The 19,239-nt window shown below is 37.5% G+C and carries 20 protein-coding genes and 2 pseudogenes; 12 read left to right on the top strand and 10 right to left on the bottom strand.

Features of this window, described 5'->3' with window-relative positions; translation table 11 throughout:
- Window positions 1-36: 36 nt before the first annotated feature.
- Window positions 37-1,461, bottom strand: a complete 1,425-nt coding sequence (locus Q7674_RS03840) for a tyrosine-type recombinase/integrase (protein WP_237156709.1) — start codon at window positions 1,459-1,461, stop codon at window positions 37-39.
- Window positions 1,462-1,782: 321 nt separating this feature from the next.
- Between Q7674_RS03840 and Q7674_RS03845 the strand changes: the two genes are divergently transcribed.
- The gene (locus Q7674_RS03845; RefSeq protein WP_045062460.1) at window positions 1,783-2,517 is read left to right on the top strand and encodes a GIN domain-containing protein; all 735 of its coding nucleotides are present in this window, start codon (window positions 1,783-1,785) and stop codon (window positions 2,515-2,517) included.
- Between the two features lie 55 nt (window positions 2,518-2,572).
- The gene (locus tag Q7674_RS03850; RefSeq protein ID WP_045062458.1) at window positions 2,573-2,923 is read left to right on the top strand and encodes a hypothetical protein; all 351 of its coding nucleotides are present in this window, start codon (window positions 2,573-2,575) and stop codon (window positions 2,921-2,923) included.
- Between the two features lie 77 nt (window positions 2,924-3,000).
- Here the strand turns inward: Q7674_RS03850 and Q7674_RS03855 are convergent, their stop codons facing one another.
- Window positions 3,001-3,378 (bottom strand): cupin domain-containing protein, encoded by a 378-nt coding sequence (locus Q7674_RS03855; protein ID WP_045062456.1) that lies wholly within the window; start codon window positions 3,376-3,378, stop codon window positions 3,001-3,003.
- 135 nt (window positions 3,379-3,513) lie between these two features.
- Window positions 3,514-3,762, bottom strand: a complete 249-nt coding sequence (locus Q7674_RS03860; protein ID WP_045062455.1) for a DinI-like family protein — start codon at window positions 3,760-3,762, stop codon at window positions 3,514-3,516.
- A 263-nt stretch (window positions 3,763-4,025) separates the two neighbouring features.
- Between Q7674_RS03860 and Q7674_RS03865 the strand changes: the two genes are divergently transcribed.
- The 3 genes from Q7674_RS03865 to Q7674_RS03875 all read left to right on the top strand — a co-directional run bounded on the left by Q7674_RS03865 (window position 4,026) and on the right by Q7674_RS03875 (window position 7,240).
- Window positions 4,026-5,456 (top strand): amidohydrolase, encoded by a 1,431-nt coding sequence (locus tag Q7674_RS03865; RefSeq protein ID WP_305421747.1) that lies wholly within the window; start codon window positions 4,026-4,028, stop codon window positions 5,454-5,456.
- A gap of 462 nt (window positions 5,457-5,918) precedes the next feature.
- On the top strand, window positions 5,919-6,398 hold the full coding sequence (locus tag Q7674_RS03870) for a YbhB/YbcL family Raf kinase inhibitor-like protein (RefSeq protein WP_008989324.1): 480 nt from the start codon (window positions 5,919-5,921) through the stop codon (window positions 6,396-6,398).
- Window positions 6,399-6,460: 62 nt separating this feature from the next.
- The gene (locus tag Q7674_RS03875) at window positions 6,461-7,240 is read left to right on the top strand and encodes a helix-turn-helix transcriptional regulator (protein WP_045062451.1); all 780 of its coding nucleotides are present in this window, start codon (window positions 6,461-6,463) and stop codon (window positions 7,238-7,240) included.
- Window positions 7,241-7,295: 55 nt separating this feature from the next.
- Here the strand turns inward: Q7674_RS03875 and Q7674_RS03880 are convergent, their stop codons facing one another.
- The 3 genes from Q7674_RS03880 to Q7674_RS03890 all read right to left on the bottom strand — a co-directional run bounded on the left by Q7674_RS03880 (window position 7,296) and on the right by Q7674_RS03890 (window position 9,191).
- Window positions 7,296-8,231: a Gfo/Idh/MocA family protein gene (locus Q7674_RS03880; RefSeq protein WP_045062450.1), complete on the bottom strand. Its 936-nt coding sequence runs from the start codon at window positions 8,229-8,231 to the stop codon at window positions 7,296-7,298.
- Window positions 8,232-8,323: 92 nt separating this feature from the next.
- Complete coding sequence (locus Q7674_RS03885; protein WP_045069084.1) at window positions 8,324-8,590, bottom strand: hypothetical protein; 267 nt, start codon at window positions 8,588-8,590, stop codon at window positions 8,324-8,326.
- A 178-nt stretch (window positions 8,591-8,768) separates the two neighbouring features.
- Window positions 8,769-9,191: a hypothetical protein gene (locus tag Q7674_RS03890; protein ID WP_305421751.1), complete on the bottom strand. Its 423-nt coding sequence runs from the start codon at window positions 9,189-9,191 to the stop codon at window positions 8,769-8,771.
- A gap of 106 nt (window positions 9,192-9,297) precedes the next feature.
- Between Q7674_RS03890 and Q7674_RS03895 the strand changes: the two genes are divergently transcribed.
- Window positions 9,298-9,687 carry a hypothetical protein gene (locus tag Q7674_RS03895; protein ID WP_045062447.1) on the top strand — a complete coding sequence of 130 codons (390 nt, stop codon included), beginning with the start codon at window positions 9,298-9,300 and terminating at the stop codon, window positions 9,685-9,687.
- 135 nt (window positions 9,688-9,822) lie between these two features.
- Window positions 9,823-10,713 (top strand): signal peptidase I, encoded by an 891-nt coding sequence (gene lepB, locus Q7674_RS03900; protein WP_045062553.1) that lies wholly within the window; start codon window positions 9,823-9,825, stop codon window positions 10,711-10,713.
- 95 nt (window positions 10,714-10,808) lie between these two features.
- Here lepB and Q7674_RS03905 read toward each other — a convergent pair whose 3' ends face one another.
- Together Q7674_RS03905 and Q7674_RS03910 are read right to left on the bottom strand one after the other, a co-directional pair.
- Complete coding sequence (locus Q7674_RS03905) at window positions 10,809-11,924, bottom strand: hypothetical protein (RefSeq protein WP_045062445.1); 1,116 nt, start codon at window positions 11,922-11,924, stop codon at window positions 10,809-10,811.
- A 391-nt stretch (window positions 11,925-12,315) separates the two neighbouring features.
- A complete protein-coding gene (locus Q7674_RS03910; RefSeq protein WP_045062444.1) occupies window positions 12,316-12,711 on the bottom strand; it encodes a hypothetical protein in 396 nt (131 codons plus the stop codon).
- 250 nt (window positions 12,712-12,961) lie between these two features.
- Here Q7674_RS03910 and trhO point away from each other — a divergent pair, with 250 nt between their 5' ends.
- From trhO to Q7674_RS03930, 4 genes are all read left to right on the top strand, one after another.
- Window positions 12,962-13,945, top strand: coding sequence for an oxygen-dependent tRNA uridine(34) hydroxylase TrhO (gene trhO / locus Q7674_RS03915; protein WP_045062442.1), 984 nt, complete (start codon window positions 12,962-12,964; stop codon window positions 13,943-13,945).
- A gap of 314 nt (window positions 13,946-14,259) precedes the next feature.
- Window positions 14,260-14,799: a porin family protein gene (locus Q7674_RS03920; protein ID WP_305421755.1), complete on the top strand. Its 540-nt coding sequence runs from the start codon at window positions 14,260-14,262 to the stop codon at window positions 14,797-14,799.
- A 138-nt stretch (window positions 14,800-14,937) separates the two neighbouring features.
- Entirely contained in the window at window positions 14,938-15,198 is a 261-nt protein-coding gene (locus tag Q7674_RS03925; RefSeq protein WP_006645195.1) for a helix-turn-helix domain-containing protein, read from the top strand.
- A gap of 2 nt (window positions 15,199-15,200) precedes the next feature.
- A complete protein-coding gene (locus Q7674_RS03930) occupies window positions 15,201-16,499 on the top strand; it encodes a type II toxin-antitoxin system HipA family toxin (RefSeq protein ID WP_045062437.1) in 1,299 nt (432 codons plus the stop codon).
- A gap of 72 nt (window positions 16,500-16,571) precedes the next feature.
- Here Q7674_RS03930 and Q7674_RS03935 read toward each other — a convergent pair.
- Window positions 16,572-17,396, bottom strand: a pseudogene (locus tag Q7674_RS03935) (oxidoreductase); the annotation flags it as partial.
- A 5-nt stretch (window positions 17,397-17,401) separates the two neighbouring features.
- On the opposite strand from Q7674_RS03935, the pseudogene Q7674_RS03940 reads away from it, so the two are divergent.
- Window positions 17,402-17,591, top strand: a pseudogene (locus tag Q7674_RS03940) (LysR family transcriptional regulator); the annotation flags it as partial.
- Window positions 17,592-17,949: 358 nt separating this feature from the next.
- Here Q7674_RS03940 and Q7674_RS03945 read toward each other — a convergent pair.
- On the bottom strand, window positions 17,950-18,579 hold the full coding sequence (locus Q7674_RS03945) for a hypothetical protein (RefSeq protein ID WP_052679850.1): 630 nt from the start codon (window positions 18,577-18,579) through the stop codon (window positions 17,950-17,952).
- Window positions 18,580-19,239: the final 660 nt, after the last annotated feature.

The following is a 19,239-nucleotide window of genomic DNA, read 5'->3' on the forward strand; positions in this document are numbered from 1 at the left end:
CGTGATTTTATAAATACTATTAATCAGTTAATTACATCACCTTGCTGGAATAACACCTTTCAAATCATCATCTGTTCGTCTATCGTAGCGCTGTGTTGTCGTAATACTGCTATGTCCCATGAACTTACTTACTAATAGTAAGTCAAATCCCGAACGAAGTAAGTTGGTTGCCACAGAGTGACGAAAGTCATGGGGCGAAACAACTCTATTAAATCCTTTTTTATTCAGTCCCTTACATAAATCATTAAGTGTTTGTGTTGTTAATCTTTGATGGGTTAACGCTTGGTATCGATTAATGGTACAAAATAAAGCAGGCTTATCCATTTGGCTATTTTGCTGACGAACCACAAGCCATTGCTGCATGGCGCTATAAAGATCGCTGTTGATTGAAAAGGGTACATAACGCTCTTTATTACCTTTACCTACCACTCTAAGTTGGCAACGATCCATATCAATATCATAAATATTTAAGCTGACAACTTCTGCTCGACGTAAACCTGCCTCATACATTAACCAGAAAATACCATTATCTCTCAATGCTTTAGCTTTGTTTTTTTGCTCTAAAGTGAGTGCGGAAATATGATCTAACTCTTGATAACTCAAATAGCGACCACTTGATTGACGCGAACCTCGCGGTAATTTTATTGCTTTAATACGTTCAAGTGTTTCAACCGAAATGAGTTCAGCTAACCATGCATGCTGTGCGACACCACGTAACATTCTGAGCAAATTATCTGCTGTAGCAGGAGCGTAAGATTTCTTCTGATCACCAAATGTATTTTCGATTCGATCCGTTAAGAATGATTGCATTGTCGATTGAAGTACAGGCGCATATAAAAGGGTGATCCAATCAAAACGTTCCACACAACTGCGAATACAAAAACAACTAAATGCTTCTAACATAACCCTTGACTGCGTACTTAATTCAAAACGATAAAATTGAGGTTCAATAGGTTGTAACCATCCTTGTTCTAACGTTATTTTTTTATCTTCATTAAGATTAAAACATGAAAGATGTTCTTCAAAGAGTATTACTTCAGCCAAAGATAACGTTTTTTCAGATTGAAGGTATTTCGCTACCGTTAATAACGCATTGAGAAGGGGTTTAACCTGAAGATTTTTCAGTGGTAATTTCTCAGAAAAGTGCTGACTTTTCATTTTCGCTTTTTGGCGAGCACGCTGAATTAAAAACGCTTTTACAATCTCAATTAATCTTGTTGGATCAGAAAATAACAAAGCCCAATCAATAAGTTGAAAGCTATCGCCAATAATATATCGAGACAGTCTTTCAAGCGTATATTTGGCATTCGCTTGTCCGCCAGTGGTGTCCGTTGCTGCTAAAGAGTAAATATACGAAAGCGCTGGATTTGATGAAGTATATTGAATCTGGTTTACACGTTGAGCGAGTTCAGTTTGCTGGCGTAACGAAGAGGCTCTAAGAGAGAAGGAACGTGGATCCATTGGAACATTATTAGGCATTACAGGTGTTATTCTAGATCTGCTATAAGGGATATTATATAAGACTGAGATTAAATTACTATATAAATCTGTCAGTTACGTAAATTTAAAAGATCACTAGCTTTGATCTTATCACTTCATTATTGCTTAAAATTTAGTCTTATTTTTTCTCCGAATTTACGTAATTTATCGATATAGTAGTCGTTAGCTAGCTCAGAATTAAACTGTTACGGTGTCACTTTAAGTTGTAAACTTGATACGCTTACATCTTTGGTAATTACATATACTTAGACTATTAGGGTGGAAAGGGATCTAGGTGTGACTATGAAACGATTAAAGCGTCTTATCTTACTTTGCTACTTTTGTTCCACCAGCGTAAGCGCAACAAATATTTATTTAAAACAGTTTAACGAGATTGATAGCAACATTAATAACTTAACCATTAATATTAGCTGCGGAAAATTACCGTCTATATCCTTTGAAGGAGATGAACTCGAAAACGTTAAGTTACAAGTTTACAACGCGACACTTAAGTTATATTCAGCAACAGAAGAAAACCCAAAAACAAATATCGTTGCGAATGTTACCGTTGCAAAGCCCCTTGTAAAAATGATCATAGAAAATCATGCAAGGGTAGATATCGATGATTGCGCTATCGATACTACTCGGTTCACAGCGACTCTAGTTGAAAAATCGTATGCTGAACTAAACGGCTCAACGACAAACTTAGATATGACGTTAACTGATAACGCTCACGCAAAGGTGAATGTGGTTGCTGAAAATATGACCATCACTGCTTTTCAGTCGTCATCGGTTGATGCGAAAAAAGCGTTAGGAAAACTTAACTTATCACTGATGACTGATTCACTATTTGAATTATCAGCAAGAGTGAATCAAGTTGAAATTGATATGAAAGAACACTCAATTGCCACTATGTGTAATACAGTAAACAGCACTATCGGTGGTGTGATGGAAGATGATTCGTCCGTGGTGATCAATAAAAAAGCAGAAGCAAAAATAACAACAAACGATAATAGCAAAATCACTTTTTGCTACTAAGACTGACGTTTTATGCTAAATGTGTAATGATGATGGCACAGAAAAGGAGTGCATTATGACGACACAATCCGTTAGTTTCGATATCAATACTGAAGTTTCTGTTGCAGAAAATATTATTGAATATCTACAAGGGCATGAAAACGAATTTTCATCTGCATTATTCAGTAAACATGATCAGCAGGATCTTCGCTACCAGTTCGCAACGGGAAGTTTGAATGTGGATATGGTCGAGCTATCGCCTGATTCAAAAAGTGGTTACGCAACAGTTAGTTATGGTATTCATTTTTTCTGGCCTTGTAACAACCAAGATGAAATTGATACCTATAATGAGAAGCTACATTTTACCGTCGATAATAGCAAGGTGTGCTTTGAACTGGTTCATCATGAACCTTGGATAGTGTTATAAATAAAAACAGCCACTCTTTGAATGGCTGTTTTTTTGTATTTATTTATACAGATCATTTAGATATTGCTAATGAAAGCTTATTCGTCACTTTCAAAGCCGAATACACGATCTTGAATATAAACCATGTCGCAATCTGTTTTGTATAGCACACTGTGAATACGATTTGCTTGAATGTAGCCAGTTTGACCCGTACTCAGAATCACTTCTTCACCATCTTTTACTAATTCACCGTCTTGCTTAATGTAAAACTGAATCGCAATTTCACCTTTAACAATGATCGACATATCGTCATTTGGGTGGTGGTGTGGTGCTTCGTAAGTGCCTGCATCCCAACGTTCAAGTAGTGCAGTTACACAGTTCTCGTTTTTCTCATCTGTATCGCGGAAGCTAAATCCTGGCATTTCAGGATCTTTTGTAAAGTCAGACCAGATATTTTTAGAAATAAAATCACTCATAGTAAACCACATAACTGTTTGATGAATATGTGTTTATTATAGGTGATGAAAACTGCTTTATAGATAGACAAATTAGCAAGCTAATAAACCAAATAACCGTGCTACATGATTTATGCAATCTTGCTGCATTACTAATTAATACATATCGATATCGTTGTATAACCACTCATCTGCTTCATCAAACATTTCTTGTAAAAGTGCTTCTACACGTTCTTTTTCATCGCTTAAGCAACCTAAAACGCTCAAATCATTGTTACCACCAAGACGAACACGCACATTGGCATCAGGCCAAACAGTAAGAACTCGGCGAGTAAACTCTTCATCAATTTTAGTAAAATGAGTTTCAGATAGGTTCAGTTTGTTAATCATTAATTCAATACGCATAGTATTACTTATATCCAACTGTATATAACAACAGTGATTTTATAAACAGTATTTATGAACATCAATTCAAGATTCAAATGGTCGTAATTAGTTGAATTTATTGATCTGTGAATAAACAGGATAGTTTTAACCGAGATTAAACAGTATAAAAATCAAAATCTATATTGATCACAGATTTGATGTAACAAGACTAGGCAAACGTTTACTTGGTGTAATGGAGTCGGCATACTCACGCCACTTCCTTTACTGTACTTATCCTTTTTATGAAAAAACTGACTCTTTCACTACTGGCTGTAAGCTTACTTTCTGCTTGCTCTCAAACTTCACAACTTAACCATAATGCAAGTCTGATCATTAAAAATGGTCAAGTGCTAACCATGAATGACAATAAAGACATCATTGAACAGGGTGTTGTTGTTGTTAAAGGTGATCAAATTATCGCGATTGGTACTAAAGCGTTACTTAAGCAGTATTCAGCAAGTAAAGTGATTGATGCAGAAGATGGCATTGTCATGCCGGGTATGATCAACACTCATAACCATTTACCTATGATTGCGTTTCGTGGCTTAGGTGAAGAAGGGATTGCGAATCGCTTATTTGCTTATTTCTTCCCATTAGAAAAAGAGAAATTAAGCCGTGATCTCATTTATCAAGCAACCCGTTTAGGTACCCTTGATTTAGCGCAAAGTGGTGTGACTACTTACGCTGACATGTATTACCACATGGATGAAATGGCAAAGGCAACCAAAGAGATCGGCTTGCGTGCAGTTCTTGGTGAAACCGTGATTAAATTCCCAGTGGTAGATGCTAAAGAGCCTCATGGTGGTATTGAATATGCCAAGCAATTTATTCGTGAATACAAAAACGATCCACTGATCACACCAGCTTTTGCACCGCATGCTGTTTACACTGTAGCAGAAGATAAACTGCAAGAAATCAATACATTATCTAAACAGCTTGATGTTCCTGTATTGATCCATGTAAGTGAATTTGGTAATGAAGCAGAGCGCATTCAAGATAACACGGACAAACTCAGTCCTGTCGCATGGTTGAATAAAATCGGTGTATTAAACGATCGCATGGTGCTAGCACACAGCATTCATTTAACCAAAGAAGACATTGCGCTAGTTAAACAATCAGGCGCAGGTATTGCTTACAATCCTATGGCAAATGCGAAAGGGGCAACCGATATTGCGCCTGCATGGGAAATGTATCAACAAGACATTCCAATGGGCTTAGGTACTGATGGACCAATGAGTTCGAACCAAGTCGATTTATGGCGTACCTTAAGTTATGCCGCTAACATGCAACGCTTAAAGCATGATGATCGTACGATTATGATCCCAGAACAAGTGATTGAGTTAGCAACCATTGGTGGTGCAAAAGCGCTACATATGGACGATGAAATCGGTTCGTTAGAAACGGGGAAGAAAGCTGACATCATTATTGTTGAAACCGATTCCGCGAATATGCGTCCTAATTACAATCCGTATGCAACATTGGTGTACCAAGCTAACCCAAGTAATGTTGATACCACCATTGTGAATGGCAAAGTCGTGATGGAAAACCGTCAAATGAAGACGGTGAATGTGAAATCTATCAATCAAGAAATCGATAAGATTGAATCAGATATTCAAGACTTTGCTAAAGAGTTGGCGAAAGACGCAATTAAATCACCAAGCTTAATGAAGTAATCTCTATCTGTAGCGTTTGTGATAATCCATCATTATTGCAAACGCTAGTTTTCCCATCAAAACAATGCATTAGCAGATATATACCCAAGCGACTTCAAGATGCCTGATTCAGAGCGAAGTCACTGATTTGAATTCAAGGAAGACAACGAAGCGGAATAGCGAGCTCTTTCCAAGTTGTCTGACGCAAGAAGTCGTCTCAGTGACACGCTCCCAAAGGGCGAGCGTCCTTAGCTCTCAGACTTTGTTAACGATTCTCAATGTAGAACCACTATATCTTCGAATCGTTGCCGCGCCTGAGAACTAAGGTCGTCTCGCTGAACACTGCATCTTTAGGTTGCTTGGACATAGATACAATAAGTCTCAAATATAATAAATAAAACCTAATTTTGACACTTTTTGATGTGTATCTTTGTTCGATTCGTCTTATTATTATCCCAACAAGAAAACAATAGGACATCAAAAATGACAGCTTTTACATTACGCAGTAATGACCTTGCTGAAGGTCAACCAAAAGAAAAGCGTTTTTCATTCAATAGCTTTGGTCACGATGGTGATAACGTTTCTCCGCAACTAGAGTGGGCAAACGCTCCTGAAGGTACAAAAAGTTTCGCAGTTACTTGTTTTGATCCTGATGCACCAACAGGTTGTGGTTTCTGGCACTGGCAAGTGATCAATATTCCTGCATCAACAACATCTTTAGAGCAGGGTGCTTCTGGTAAATTAGCCGCTGGTCTTGAAATGCGTAACGACTACGGTTTCAACGGTTACGGCGGTGCTTGTCCTCCAGAAGGTCATGGTATGCACCGTTACCAGTTCACTGTGTGGGCGCTACCTGTAGAAAAACTAGAAGTGCCAGATGATGCATCATGTGCACTAGTTAGCTTCATGTTAAACATGACCTCTCTAGGTAAATCAACAATTACAGCGACTTACACTCGTTAATTTAATTAGAGTGAAAGCCCTGCTTACCTTTAATTATGGTAAACAGGGCTTTTGTATATGCTATGAAAAGTTTTATTCAGCTTAACTATTACAACGGTATCCAACCGCAACGCTTGCGTAATGTTCCCATTATTTATCCTTCTATTTTTTGGATTCAACAAGGGGAGAAACAGCTGCAATGGCAAAACGATTGGATCAGTTTCAATAATAAAAATTGGTTATTGTCGCACGGCAATGCGTCGCTAACTTTTATCAATAATCCTAATCAAAGCCAGTTTTTCTCAACCCAACTGAGTTTTTTAATCCGCCCAAGTGATGCACTCATTGAACGCTCATTAGAAAATCAGCAAGTTGATCAAACACCAGAATATACAATTGACGGCACCGCGAAATACTTATGGCAAAGTATCATCACAATGCCAAAAGATATTAGGCCAAGCGTACAGCAACATATCGTTAATGCTTTGTTTGAGCATCTTGCAAATAGCGGACAGTTACATCAACTGTTCACGGTGCGAAACTTAAGCTGGCGAGACAAACTCACTCAATATTTTAATGAGGATCCCAAAGCGAACCATTCTATTGAATCGGTTTGTGAGCATTTTGGTTTGAGTAAATCAACGTTAATTAGGCGTTTGAAAGAAGAGAACACTCAATTTAGGGAAGTGTTAGCACAGCTTAGAATGGGCTATGCACTGAGCTTGCTGCAAAACAAACCTTACTCACAAATAGAGTTAGCACATCTATGCGGTTATAAGTCGGAATTACGTTTTGCTCAGCGATTTCAACATCAATTTGGCCTAACGCTAAAACAATACCAAAAGACATTTGAATACCATTAACACCGAGTGTTAATGGTATTTTCTTCTGTGTGACAAAGTCACCAATCAACGTTTATTAATGACGTTCAAATAAACTGTGTAGTTGGTGAGAGAGTAAATCTGCTAACTGATGAGATGATATATTACGTTCAATAGTGTGTAATGGCATCGAGCCTTCTTCGATAACGCCCAACCAATCATTAATCATCCCTTCAAAGCCTTTGGTTGCTAACATTGGTGTCCAATCTTCACTAGTAAGAATACGCTCTTCGTTATTTAGCCAACGTTGACCACGAGTAAATGAGCTAAATTGATAGGATTGATTATGATAAGTTGCAGAAACCGTTTCGTTAGTGATACCGGTTAAACGGTTCATAGATGCGTGCAATAAACATTGTCCCGCTTGCCATTGCACATCAACACGCGATAGCTGGTTACCAAACATTTGGTGAGTGATATACACATCTTCAAGAGTGGCTTTACAATTTAAGTTCACACTGTCGAGTGCATGAATAAAATCATCAAAAATAAAGGTTTGGATATCACCTGGTAAATTATGGCGATTTTTCTCCCAACGTAGTGATAACAATTCACCCACGTTGCCAGAAGCTAATTCAGGTAGGTGTTTATTATAAAGAGGGATGTGGCGGCGATTAAAGCCAACGTAAAGGGGAGTTTGATGCTTTTCCGCTAAGTTATAAAGCAGTTCAACTTGTTCACCACTATCTACTAATGGTTTATCAACAAAGGTAGGAATACCTTGGGTTAAAAACCAAAATGCGATATCAAAATGAACACTGGTTGCAGCATGTATCATCACAGCATCAACATTCTTTTTAGTTAGCTGACGATAGTCACTGTAGCTATGTTTGATGCGATATTTTTCTGATAATGATGCTAATACCGCAGTATCACGAGTACATAAGACAAGCTCAACATTGTTTAGTTGTGTCATGATAGGTAGATATGCTTTTTGTGCAATATCACCTAAACCAATCACCCCAATTCTCATTTATTACCCTTATTTTAGGCTTACTTCCTTTTTGCTTTATATCTTACGAAAGCTGAAGTTAAGCTGACAATATACGTATATTGCATACATCATTAATCAATATAATCACGTTTGATAGCACGATTATCATATTTAGCAAAGCGTTTATTCAAATGCTTCTCTTCTTGTCGATAGCTCGCACGTAATACGATCAGGGTAATAATGCCACTCGCGACACATTTAAATAGAGCCAGGATGAGGCATTGCGGCAAAACAGAATAGCGATTAAATGCTAACGAAAAAAAATGGTAGGTATAGAAGATCGTTATTGCTAGTGATGAATAGTAAAACATCTTATAGCTCAGTTTGATCACACTCATTGACTTACCTTTTTTATAACACTCTCTATGCATCAAACTTAACATAGTAAAATGAGTCAATAACAGAACAAAATGAGAGAATTTATAAAAAGTACAACCAATGAGACAAAAAACATTCAGTTAGGGAATGTTTTATACTGTAATTTTTAGTATTTTCAAAAATAACTGAAATATACGATTAACACTTAGTAAACTTGCGAGATTGAATTAACAGCAAGACGGGCAAAATAAACACTGTGGTTGTTAAAATATCCGCAACAGTATGATAATGCTGATGAACCATAATCAAGGCATAGCTGAACATTGATATCACTATTAAGTGCATTAAACGTGATTTATAGACAATAAAATACGCAACAAACACAAGAGCAATAGCGGTGTGGGTACTGTAATCAAGTCCAAATGCTGACCAAATATGCAAGATATTATCAATGAACATCATGGTATAGATAAATATAGTCGACAGAATTACCAAGACTAACCGCATTAACCCTTGTTGCATGCTACCTTTTAACATCACCCGTAGAATTGAAATAAAACACACCAATGCGATCACTGGCGTATAAATATCTGCAATAAGAGCCCATTGTTGATAAGTCATGGTTATCCTTATATGGTTGCGTTTCTTTAAAGTTACTTATCTTCAGCCATCATGCCATTTGGCAAATTAATAGCGGCTGAAAACAAGATATAGAAAGGTAGTTATCATGGAAACAACATATATCACTGTCGATTTGGAGCTTCATGGAGATCAGCCATTCTATACATTGCTGTCGTTTTTAAATCAAAAATACCAAGGGACGGAAATTTATCCGCCAGATCAATACCATTCTCAATGGATGGCAAATATTTCATTCACTGATCACAGCTCAGCGAATCGCTGTTTGGAAATCCACTGTAAATGGCTTGAAAGTATGCCAGAAGACGTCAGAAAAGAATGGAATAATATTTCACATAAAGTGATGAATGTTGGCTACAACACATCATCGACTCACCAAGCATTCATTGAGCAAATCAAGCCGAGTGTGATCAAACAACTTGCAAATTTGGCGTTGGGATTTGCGTTTACCTTATACCCAATAGAGCTTGAAGATTAATAACAGCTTTTCCTTAAATCGTTATCGCTCAAGTGGGATCAAAGTTTGCGAATTAAGGGCATTTTCCTTAATAAGTTATTCATGTTCAATATGCTAGAACTATTATTAGAACAATACATAGCCCTTGGACAAAACATGCTTTCATTTATCAACTCTGCGGAATTGTTTTCGCTAATACTCACTCTAGCTACTGTAATAACAGGGGGCGTTTTCTTTTTAGATAAGTACCGCTGGCAACCTCAACAAGAAAAAGAAACAGGCGTTACCGATAAAGAACAAACAGGGTGGGTTGCACAAGCTCGCTCTATGTTTCCTGTATTATTTGCCATTTTGATCATCCGTTCATTTATTATTGAGCCATTTCAAATTCCTAGTGGTTCAATGCAACCAACTTTATTACCGGGTGATTTTATTGGGGTAGAGAAGTTTGCTTATGGTTTACATGATCCTGTATTTCACAAGACACTGATCCCAACGGGTAAGCCACAGCGTGGTGACATTACCGTATTTATCGATCCAGAAAACCCTAAGATTGATTTAATCAAACGGATTGTGGGTTTACCGGGGGATACGGTTATTTACCGTGATAAAACCTTATACATTAAGCCTGCATGTAATGGTCAAAAAGTATGTCCGGCAGCGTATGAAGTGCCAAAACAATTCGTAGGTGTTACTAAGTTTACTGAGCTAGGTACAGATCTCGATGAGTACAAAGAGCATTTAGGTAATGTAGAACACCATATTCTACGTGATCCTAATCTACCTGAAATGTATAGCCGTTATTACCAACAACCAGGTTCACCTGTTGGTGAGTGGGTTGTACCGAAAGGTCATTACTTTGCAATGGGTGATAACCGTGATAACAGCCTTGATAGCCGTTATTGGGGCTTTATGCCAGAGCAAAACCTAGTAGGTAAAGCGACATTTATTTGGATTAGTTTCACCTTTAACCATAATCCTGATTCATCATGTCCAAGTTGGTTACCAAATGGGGTGAGATTCAATCGAATTGGCGCGATTCATTAAACGCGAATACCAAAGGCCGAATCAAATACTTAACGTCTAAAACAGCAAACCGACATGCCAAAACATGTCGGTTTTTTATTAGCTATCATTTGTTTTTATTCGTAATAGCTACCTGAGATTAAGCCATATTTAGCAGATTCATCGTTCGTTACCCAGTGCTCACCTGATGCTGGTGCTGAATCTAGAGTGTATAGGTAGAAATCCACGCCTTTATTACCCAACATTTTTGCAAAGTAGGTCGCTTGTTTACGATGACTTAAATCTGTAAAAGGGAATTCTTTTGCTGTTTTATCATCTTCAGCCCAGCTATGAACACCCACTTGTTTCGTTAGCTCAATGTTAGTTACTGGCTGAGCTAGTTCTAAAATGCGTTCTTCACCAGCAGTAAATAAATCAGTACCACCAGAAAACACCGAACCATTGCGAGTCACCATCGTTCCCATATGATTATTTCGAATCATCAAGCCAGTATACATATTAATATCATCATCCATGCTACCACCAATATGATTATCAAACTTCAATAGCATATTCTGACCGTAATAGTCTTGAACAATATTAGATAACTGCTGATAAGTTGTTAAACCTAACGATGAACGATTAAGATCACGCTCTGTGATATCCTGATTATCTTTTAAGAATTCGTTATAGAAGTCTTTAAATACAAATGAAGTTAAAATATCAATTTGATCGCTATAATATTCAACTGTTAATAAGGTTGAACCAATAACAGGTAAATATTCAATTTTATCGTTTTCATAAGTCAGCATGACATTATTCATATGCGGTATTGATGTTGATTGAATAAATGTCGAATCACCTGTTATGGATTTATTAAACTCACCACAATCAAAAACTTCTTTGTACTTGTCTTTTTTATAAATAATACATCTTGCGTCATCACTAAAATCAATCATTAAATCAATATCATGATCGTAATTATCAGCTAATTTCACAACCATTAACTCGTCACTCATTTGTTGTGCGAACTTAACGTGATGATAAATTGTACCGTCAAAAGAAAGGTCAAGACTGTTACGATACTGTTCACGATCATTTACAAGCTTCGCAATTTCTTCATCATTAAAATTGTAGTCTGCGGCAGGTTTAACTCGTGTCACTGTTTTTGTTTCTGAAGAACTCGAACCTGAATTACAGCCAGCAATAATAGAAAGTGAAGCAGCAAATAGCCATTGCTTATAATGTTTCATTAAACCCTCGATCATGTTTACGTGTTTGGTGTTGATGAATACGAGGTTATAGATTTTGTTAAAAACCGTCTAAACCATCACCACATAAAAACCAAACCAAAATCAAACCTTAAGTAACCACATGATATTTAATTAAATAATTACAATATAAAAAGGCGACAAGTTTAAAAAACAACAAGTGATTGTAACGTTTAACTACGCTAATTTTAGTTACATTGTCACTTTACCCATAGTAACTAACATTACACTGTCACTTTTTGTGTGTTTTTTACTCTGGTTAATATTAGAAATTAGCTACCTTAGGGATATAAAAAAGCCTGTACTGATAGCTCAATACAGGCAAACGAACGATAAAGATAAAATAGTAAAAAGGATTAGCAATGAAAGGAGGTTAATAAACTTCTACGTCATATTGTTTTAATTGCTTCATGTCTTCAACTTTAATTGCAGTACCGCCCGTATAAGGAGCCCCCCAAGAAAAAGCAGTAACTGTATGACCACCATATAAATCAATAACGGCATTCGCACCAATTTTTCTCGCTTCATCGGCTAGTAGTGGATATAAGGTCACCACACTGTCATAACCATATCTGGCATTGGCTTTAACTTTACCTACTTCTGTATATTTTACATTAGCTAGTAAATCAGACTTGATAATATAAACCCGTCCTTTAGTTTGCTGACTAATAGGTAAATTAGGCACATTAGATGAAGATACATTACTTGCCGCACAACCTGTTAATAATAGCCCTAGCACTAATGCTGAGCATAGTTGTTTAAATTTCATAGATTACTAATATTTTATTAAGAAGATGCGGATACTTTAATGTTCTCATTGAAATTAAACCAAACAGAAATCAAATAAATTTCAAATCATTATAAATAACACTATTAATATAGTTGTTATATATCCCTAATTTTAGTTGGTTTTTGTCATAGATTGACTCAGATATACTGCGTCGACTTTAAAAAAGTCTATGGTTATAAAATACGGATAACGCTCTGGATTTACGCTCCAGCTCGCAGAAGGAAAAAACATGTCTCAATACGTTGTATGTGCGCTGTATAAATTTGTTGCACTTGATGATTACCAACAGATCCAACAGCCACTAAAAGATCTATTAGAAGCCAATAACATCCGTGGCACATTGCTACTGGCCAGCGAAGGGATCAACGGAACTGTAGCTGGTAAACGAGAATCTATTAATGCGTTACTAAAGTGGTTTAAACAAGATCCGCGCTTAGCCGACGTTGTTTATAAAGAGTCATTTAATGCAGAGCAGCCATTTAACCGCACCAAGGTAAAACTTAAGAAAGAAATCGTTACCATGGGTGTAGAGGGGATCGATCCTCGTCACGTGGTGGGAACCTATGTAAAACCAAAAGAGTGGAATGCTCTTATTTCTGATCCTGATGTTGTTCTGGTTGATACCCGTAATGATTACGAAGTCGATATTGGTACTTTCAAAAATGCCGTAAACCCAAATACAGAAACCTTCCGCGAGTTTCCGCAATACGTGAAAGACAACCTCGATCCTAACAAACACAAAAAGGTTGCGATGTTCTGTACTGGCGGTATTCGCTGCGAAAAATCAACCGCATACATGAAAGAGCAAGGCTTTGAAGAGGTCTATCATCTTGAAGGCGGTATTCTTAAATACCTAGAAGAAGTCCCACAAGAAGAAAGCATGTGGGAAGGTGATTGCTACGTGTTTGATGGCCGTGTAGCGGTTAATCATCAACTAGAAAAAAGTGATTACGATGTGTGTAATGCCTGTCGATTACCAATCACTGAACAAGACAAAGCTTCTGAGCATTTTGAACAAGGGGTAAGTTGTCCGAAATGTATTGATAAACACAGCGATGAGCAAAAAGCCCGTTTCCGTGAACGTGAAAAACAAGTGCAATTAGCAAATGCCCGTGGCGAAACCCATGTTGGTGGTGATGCAGCACAACTTATAGAACAACGTAAAAAAGCCAAACTTGACCATAAAGAGCTGCAACGTGCGGCTAAAAAGTAAATAGTACAAACACAAAAGGAATAGGTAGCCATGCTTATTCCTTTGTTATAACTCAGCTTATATGTTGATATTTAACCTACCGTTGCATACACACAGCCAATTCAAACCCAGCTAGATATTATTAACACAAATACAAATTATACACTGTTCAGTTTCCATTCATAATCTATTCATATACTTGCCGACCTAAACAAATAGCGTCACTTAAATAGTAGATAAACCGTCTGCTTCTACTTATTCATATAATTATAAAAAACATATAAATATCAATAAATAAGCTTATAACATAAGCCTGTTTACTGATAGGAGATAACATGCGATTAAAAACAGCTTTCACTTTATTATCACTTACTTTGCTATCTCAAACTGCAGTAGCGAACGAGAATATCATTGGTGGATCTATTGGCTATGGTACCCAAGATTTTAATTTAAAATACGATGCCAATGATGGAGATACCGTAGCATTTGATATCTATTACCGTCATATGCTTAGCGATCACATGGGTGTAGAAGCCGATTATACCCGAAGCTACGATGGTATTTTTAGCGACTTTACCAGCTTGCTATCATCTGCTGATGTATCGTCATACGGTGGGCCACGTTTGTCACTGTATGGGCAATATCCACTAAGTCACGGTAATGCACTTTACGCAAAAGTTGGTGTTGCTTATCACGATGTTGATTACAAAATGAATAACGTAAAACACAATGAAAGTAAGGTTGGTGCTGATCTGCAAGTGGGTTGGGAAAAACGCTTCCACAACGGAATGGGTATCAACGTAGGTTACCAGTTTGCTGACAGCTCAATTTTAACTATGAACAATTTCTATGTCGGCACAAGCTACCGCTTTTAATCGCCTTTCCTAGCTCTAATTATTATCCGCTACAGGGGATAATATTAAAATATCCTTTATAGCGGATAAATTGAAAATATCCGCTGTAGGGGATATGCTTTAAATAACCTTTATAGCGGATAATTTAAAGTGGGAACCATGCAAATCACATCAGCTAAAATGCTCGCCAATGCCGTGCGAGACCAACGAAAAGCCCAAAGCAGAACCCAAAGTGATACAGCTAAACTGGTGGGGATTAAACAAACCACCGTATCTGCGTTTGAAAATAACCCAGAAAGTACCAAGCTAGAAACGCTTTTTAAATTACTCGCCGCGTTAGATCTAGAGCTCCATGTTCAACCACGTAACACAAACACCGAACCACACACCACACAACAGAAATGGAATGAGGAGTGGTAAACATGGACGTGTTAACGGTTGCAATGAATGGGATCTTAGTCGGCAGCTTAACCAAAGCAAGCTCTGGTGCAATATCGTTTCAATATGATCCATCATGGTTATCACGACCTGGTGCCCGTGCGATTTCACTTTCTATGCCGTTACGTCACGATGCTTATCATGGTGATATTCCTTACAACTTCTTCGATAACTTATTGCCTGATAACGAAGAAATTCGCAGCCGTATTCAAACTCGTTTTCAAGCAGCCACTAAACGACCTTTTGATTTACTAAGTAAAATAGGCAGTGATTGTGTTGGTGCTATTCAGCTTTATTCACCACAACATAGCCTACAAGATGTGAGGCAAATACAGACAGAGCCATTAACTGAAGCTCGTATGGCACAGGTATTACGAGGTTACCAAAGTGATGCGCCGCTAGGAATGCTAGATGATATGGACGATTTTCGTATCTCTATTGCAGGCGCACAGGAAAAAACAGGCCTGTTATGGTATCAAGATCAGTGGCATTTACCGTTAGGTTCGACCCCAACGAGTCATATTCTGAAATTGCCAATAGGGATCTTACCGCACAAAAACATAGACTTAAGCGATAGCTGTGAAAATGAATGGCTATGTTTAAAAATCGCGGCTGCATTTGGCTTTGAAGTGAACGATGCCAACATCATCTATGTTGAAGAAGTAAAAGCATTAGCATTAACCCGTTTTGATCGTCGATGGTCACAAGATGGCAGTTGGCTAATGCGTTTACCCCAAGAAGACATGTGCCAAGCGTTAGGTGTTGCACCTGCATTAAAATATGAATCAGACGGTGGGCCTAACATTGCCAGTATCATGCAATTTCTATTAGGTTCACGAACATCCACCCAAGATCGAGAAATGTTTTTTAAAGCACAGATCTTGTTTTGGTTGTTAGCAGCCATTGATGGACACGGTAAAAATTTCAGCTTATTTCTAGAGCCTGAAAGCCGCTATAGCATGACACCGCTATACGACATCATTTCTGCTTATCCTTTAATGGATTCAAACAGTATTCCAAAACAGAAAGCAAAAATGGCGATGGCATTAACGGGCACCAAGAAATATTACAAATGGCAAACCATTCAGCCTCGTCATTTTTTAAGTACAGCAAAAGCGGTCGGATTTTCGACTCAACGTGCTAATGAATTAATGTCTGAAATGAAAACCCAAGCACCAAGTGCGATAGAAAAAGTCCGTCAGCAATTGCCTAACGATTTTCCTACTGAGATTAGTGAGTCGATATTTAATGGGGTATTAAAGCAAGCAGGGCGATTGGTATAAAAGCCAAGTATAAACAAGGCATGAGCAAACAGCCCATGCCTTAATACTTATGCCTTCAGAATTAGGGCTTAATTAACCAAGAGTAGGATAGTCGGTATAACCATGGTCATTACCGCCAAATAACGTCGCACCATCCAGTTCTGCCAATGGTTGTTGCTGTTGTAGGCGCGATACAAAATCAGGATTAGCCACAAACGGACGTCCAAACGCCACCAAATCCGCATATCCTTTATTTAGCACTTCATCCGCACGCGCTTGCGTGTAACTGCCAGCAACAATGATCGTATTAGTGAAATACTTACGCAGATCAATTCTAAACTGTTCAGGGATAACTGGTGCATCTTCCCAATCCGCTTCCGATAAATGCAGATAACCAATACCACGGGCTTGAAGTTGTTTTGCCGCCTCTAAAATAGTCGGGACAATATCAGGACAATTCATATCTTTAAAAGTGATGAAGGGCGCAAGTCGAACACCCACTTTATTAGCACCAATGACAAGACTAACGGCATCAACCACTTCTAATAAGAAGCGAATACGGTTTTCTATAGTGACACCGTAACCATCTGTACGGTGATTAGAGTTAGTACGTAAAAACTGATCGATAAGATAGCCATTACCGCCATGAATTTCGACACCATCAAAACCAGCATCAATGGCACGTTGCGCAGCATAAGCAAAATCCGCAACAACCCGATCAATATCCGCTTGTGTCATTGCTCTTGGCTCAACGCAATCGACCATGTTGCCATTGCCTTGTTCATCCGCAATCCACACCTTAGTTTCAACAGGTCTAAGTGCCGATGGCGCAATCGGCTTATCACCATTTTGAAATACAGGGTGAGACACACGCCCAACATGCCATAGCTGGCAGAACATGGCCGCGCCGTTCTTATGTACCTAATCGCAGTACTAGGCATATCTCTTTAACCGAATCTGGCGCGCTGTACCATCAGGCCTGTTTAGAGATCATCGATAGCGTAAAAGAGACAGAAAACTTACTTCAAACCGGTAGCCAAGAAGTGCGCGGAACGCTAAAGATCTCAGCGCCACGAGACATAGGCAAACAATATATCTCACCAATACCAAGCAGCAAAACCAATGACTACGAGAAAAATCAACTTCTTCATACCATTCCTTGTGTTGTTATAAACAGTAAAATCAAACACAGCAATCCTTGCGGTTTAAAAGCGGTTTAATATACAAAACAATGAATATGAGCATTTGTGTAAAACTTCACACAATAGCAATAACACTAACTCTCAGATACTAAATGTGTCGAATCCTAGACGTAAATAGCGATGTAATACGCTGATATATCAATAGGAAATAGAAGGGGGATCACAGGCTAAATTAAAGAGGAAATAGTACAATTATAAAAGTTGTTTTTAATTGCATCATTAATTAATCGTTATTAAAGCTAACAATACTGTTAGCTTTAATATATACGTCAGAATGGAATATCATCATCAAAATCAATAACTTTTGTAGTGGTATTCTTTTGATTACTTCTTAAACGTTCTCTAGCAGCCAACAGTCCATCTCGCGCACTCATTGTTGGCACTTGTTGTAAACCATCATTAAGTGATTGAGTTATTTCAATAGAAGACAATTTCTTTTGCATTGTAGAAACATTTTCCATAAGAGAATCTAATTTTATTTGAATCAAAGCTCCTTCACGCTCTTCACCAGACATAGAATTTCGAGGTACCTCTGCTGGTGACGTTAACTCTAATAAACGTATAAGAGAATTTACTTCACCTTTATTGTCTTTCTTATTGTATGTTTCAATTAACATATCACGTAATCGATGGACTGCACTTTTTACATCACGATGCTTCATCTCATGATTATAGTCACAATACCTTAATCCATTAATATCAAAAGGAGCATCTGTAATATTATCTTTTAATAAGACAGTAGGTAAATCGAATGCCTGTCTCAATCCTAGTTCATAAAACACATTAGGATTCTTAGAGCTTATATCGCAAATAGCAATCGGTGACTTAATCACATTTTTTAAGATATCCAACTGAATTAAATTAGAGTTTTTCGTTTCATCAGCCCGTACAGGGAGCATGTCAGCTTCTTCAATAGCGGGTTTTATAATATAAGAAAGTGAGAATCTTCATAACCTTTTTGGTTTGAGATTGGCATGATAACAAAACATTTAACTTTTTCTAAACTGCTACTCACTAAGGCACCAATGTTAATTCTGGTTTATACGTCTAAAGGTAGCATTTTTTATTTAAAAACAAATCAGTTAGAAATACTTTATGCAAAACATATGCATTTAGTAACAAATTCTATAAAGGTCTATAAATTTCTCACTATCAAAGATAAAAAATGGTACCTAGGATTCTAAACACTAAGAAATCATGACACCCTACATTGGTGCGCATTATGTACCTTATGTTAAATATGTCTGGTTTTAAGTTAAGTTCATGAGCAGATCAATATCAACAACTTAGCCTCATCCTAAGCACTTGCCAAAGTTTCGTGATGGGCTTACGATAACTTCACAAAATTAAATTTTGGGTTTTTGTTAGGTTCATAGAATGCTGACTATTTAACAGTATTCTTGATTTACCATAAAATAGGTAATAAACATCAATATAGTTGTTCTGCGAACGCTAAGCATTCTTGTACAACTATATTTTGCTATTACCTTGGTGACTTAAACAAGGATCTCAAATTAAATACTTTGAGGGCTTTCGTTAGGTTCATGGAATATACAAAC

It is taken from the genome of Photobacterium leiognathi (genome assembly GCF_030685535.1).
Taxonomy (GTDB): domain Bacteria; phylum Pseudomonadota; class Gammaproteobacteria; order Enterobacterales; family Vibrionaceae; genus Photobacterium; species Photobacterium leiognathi.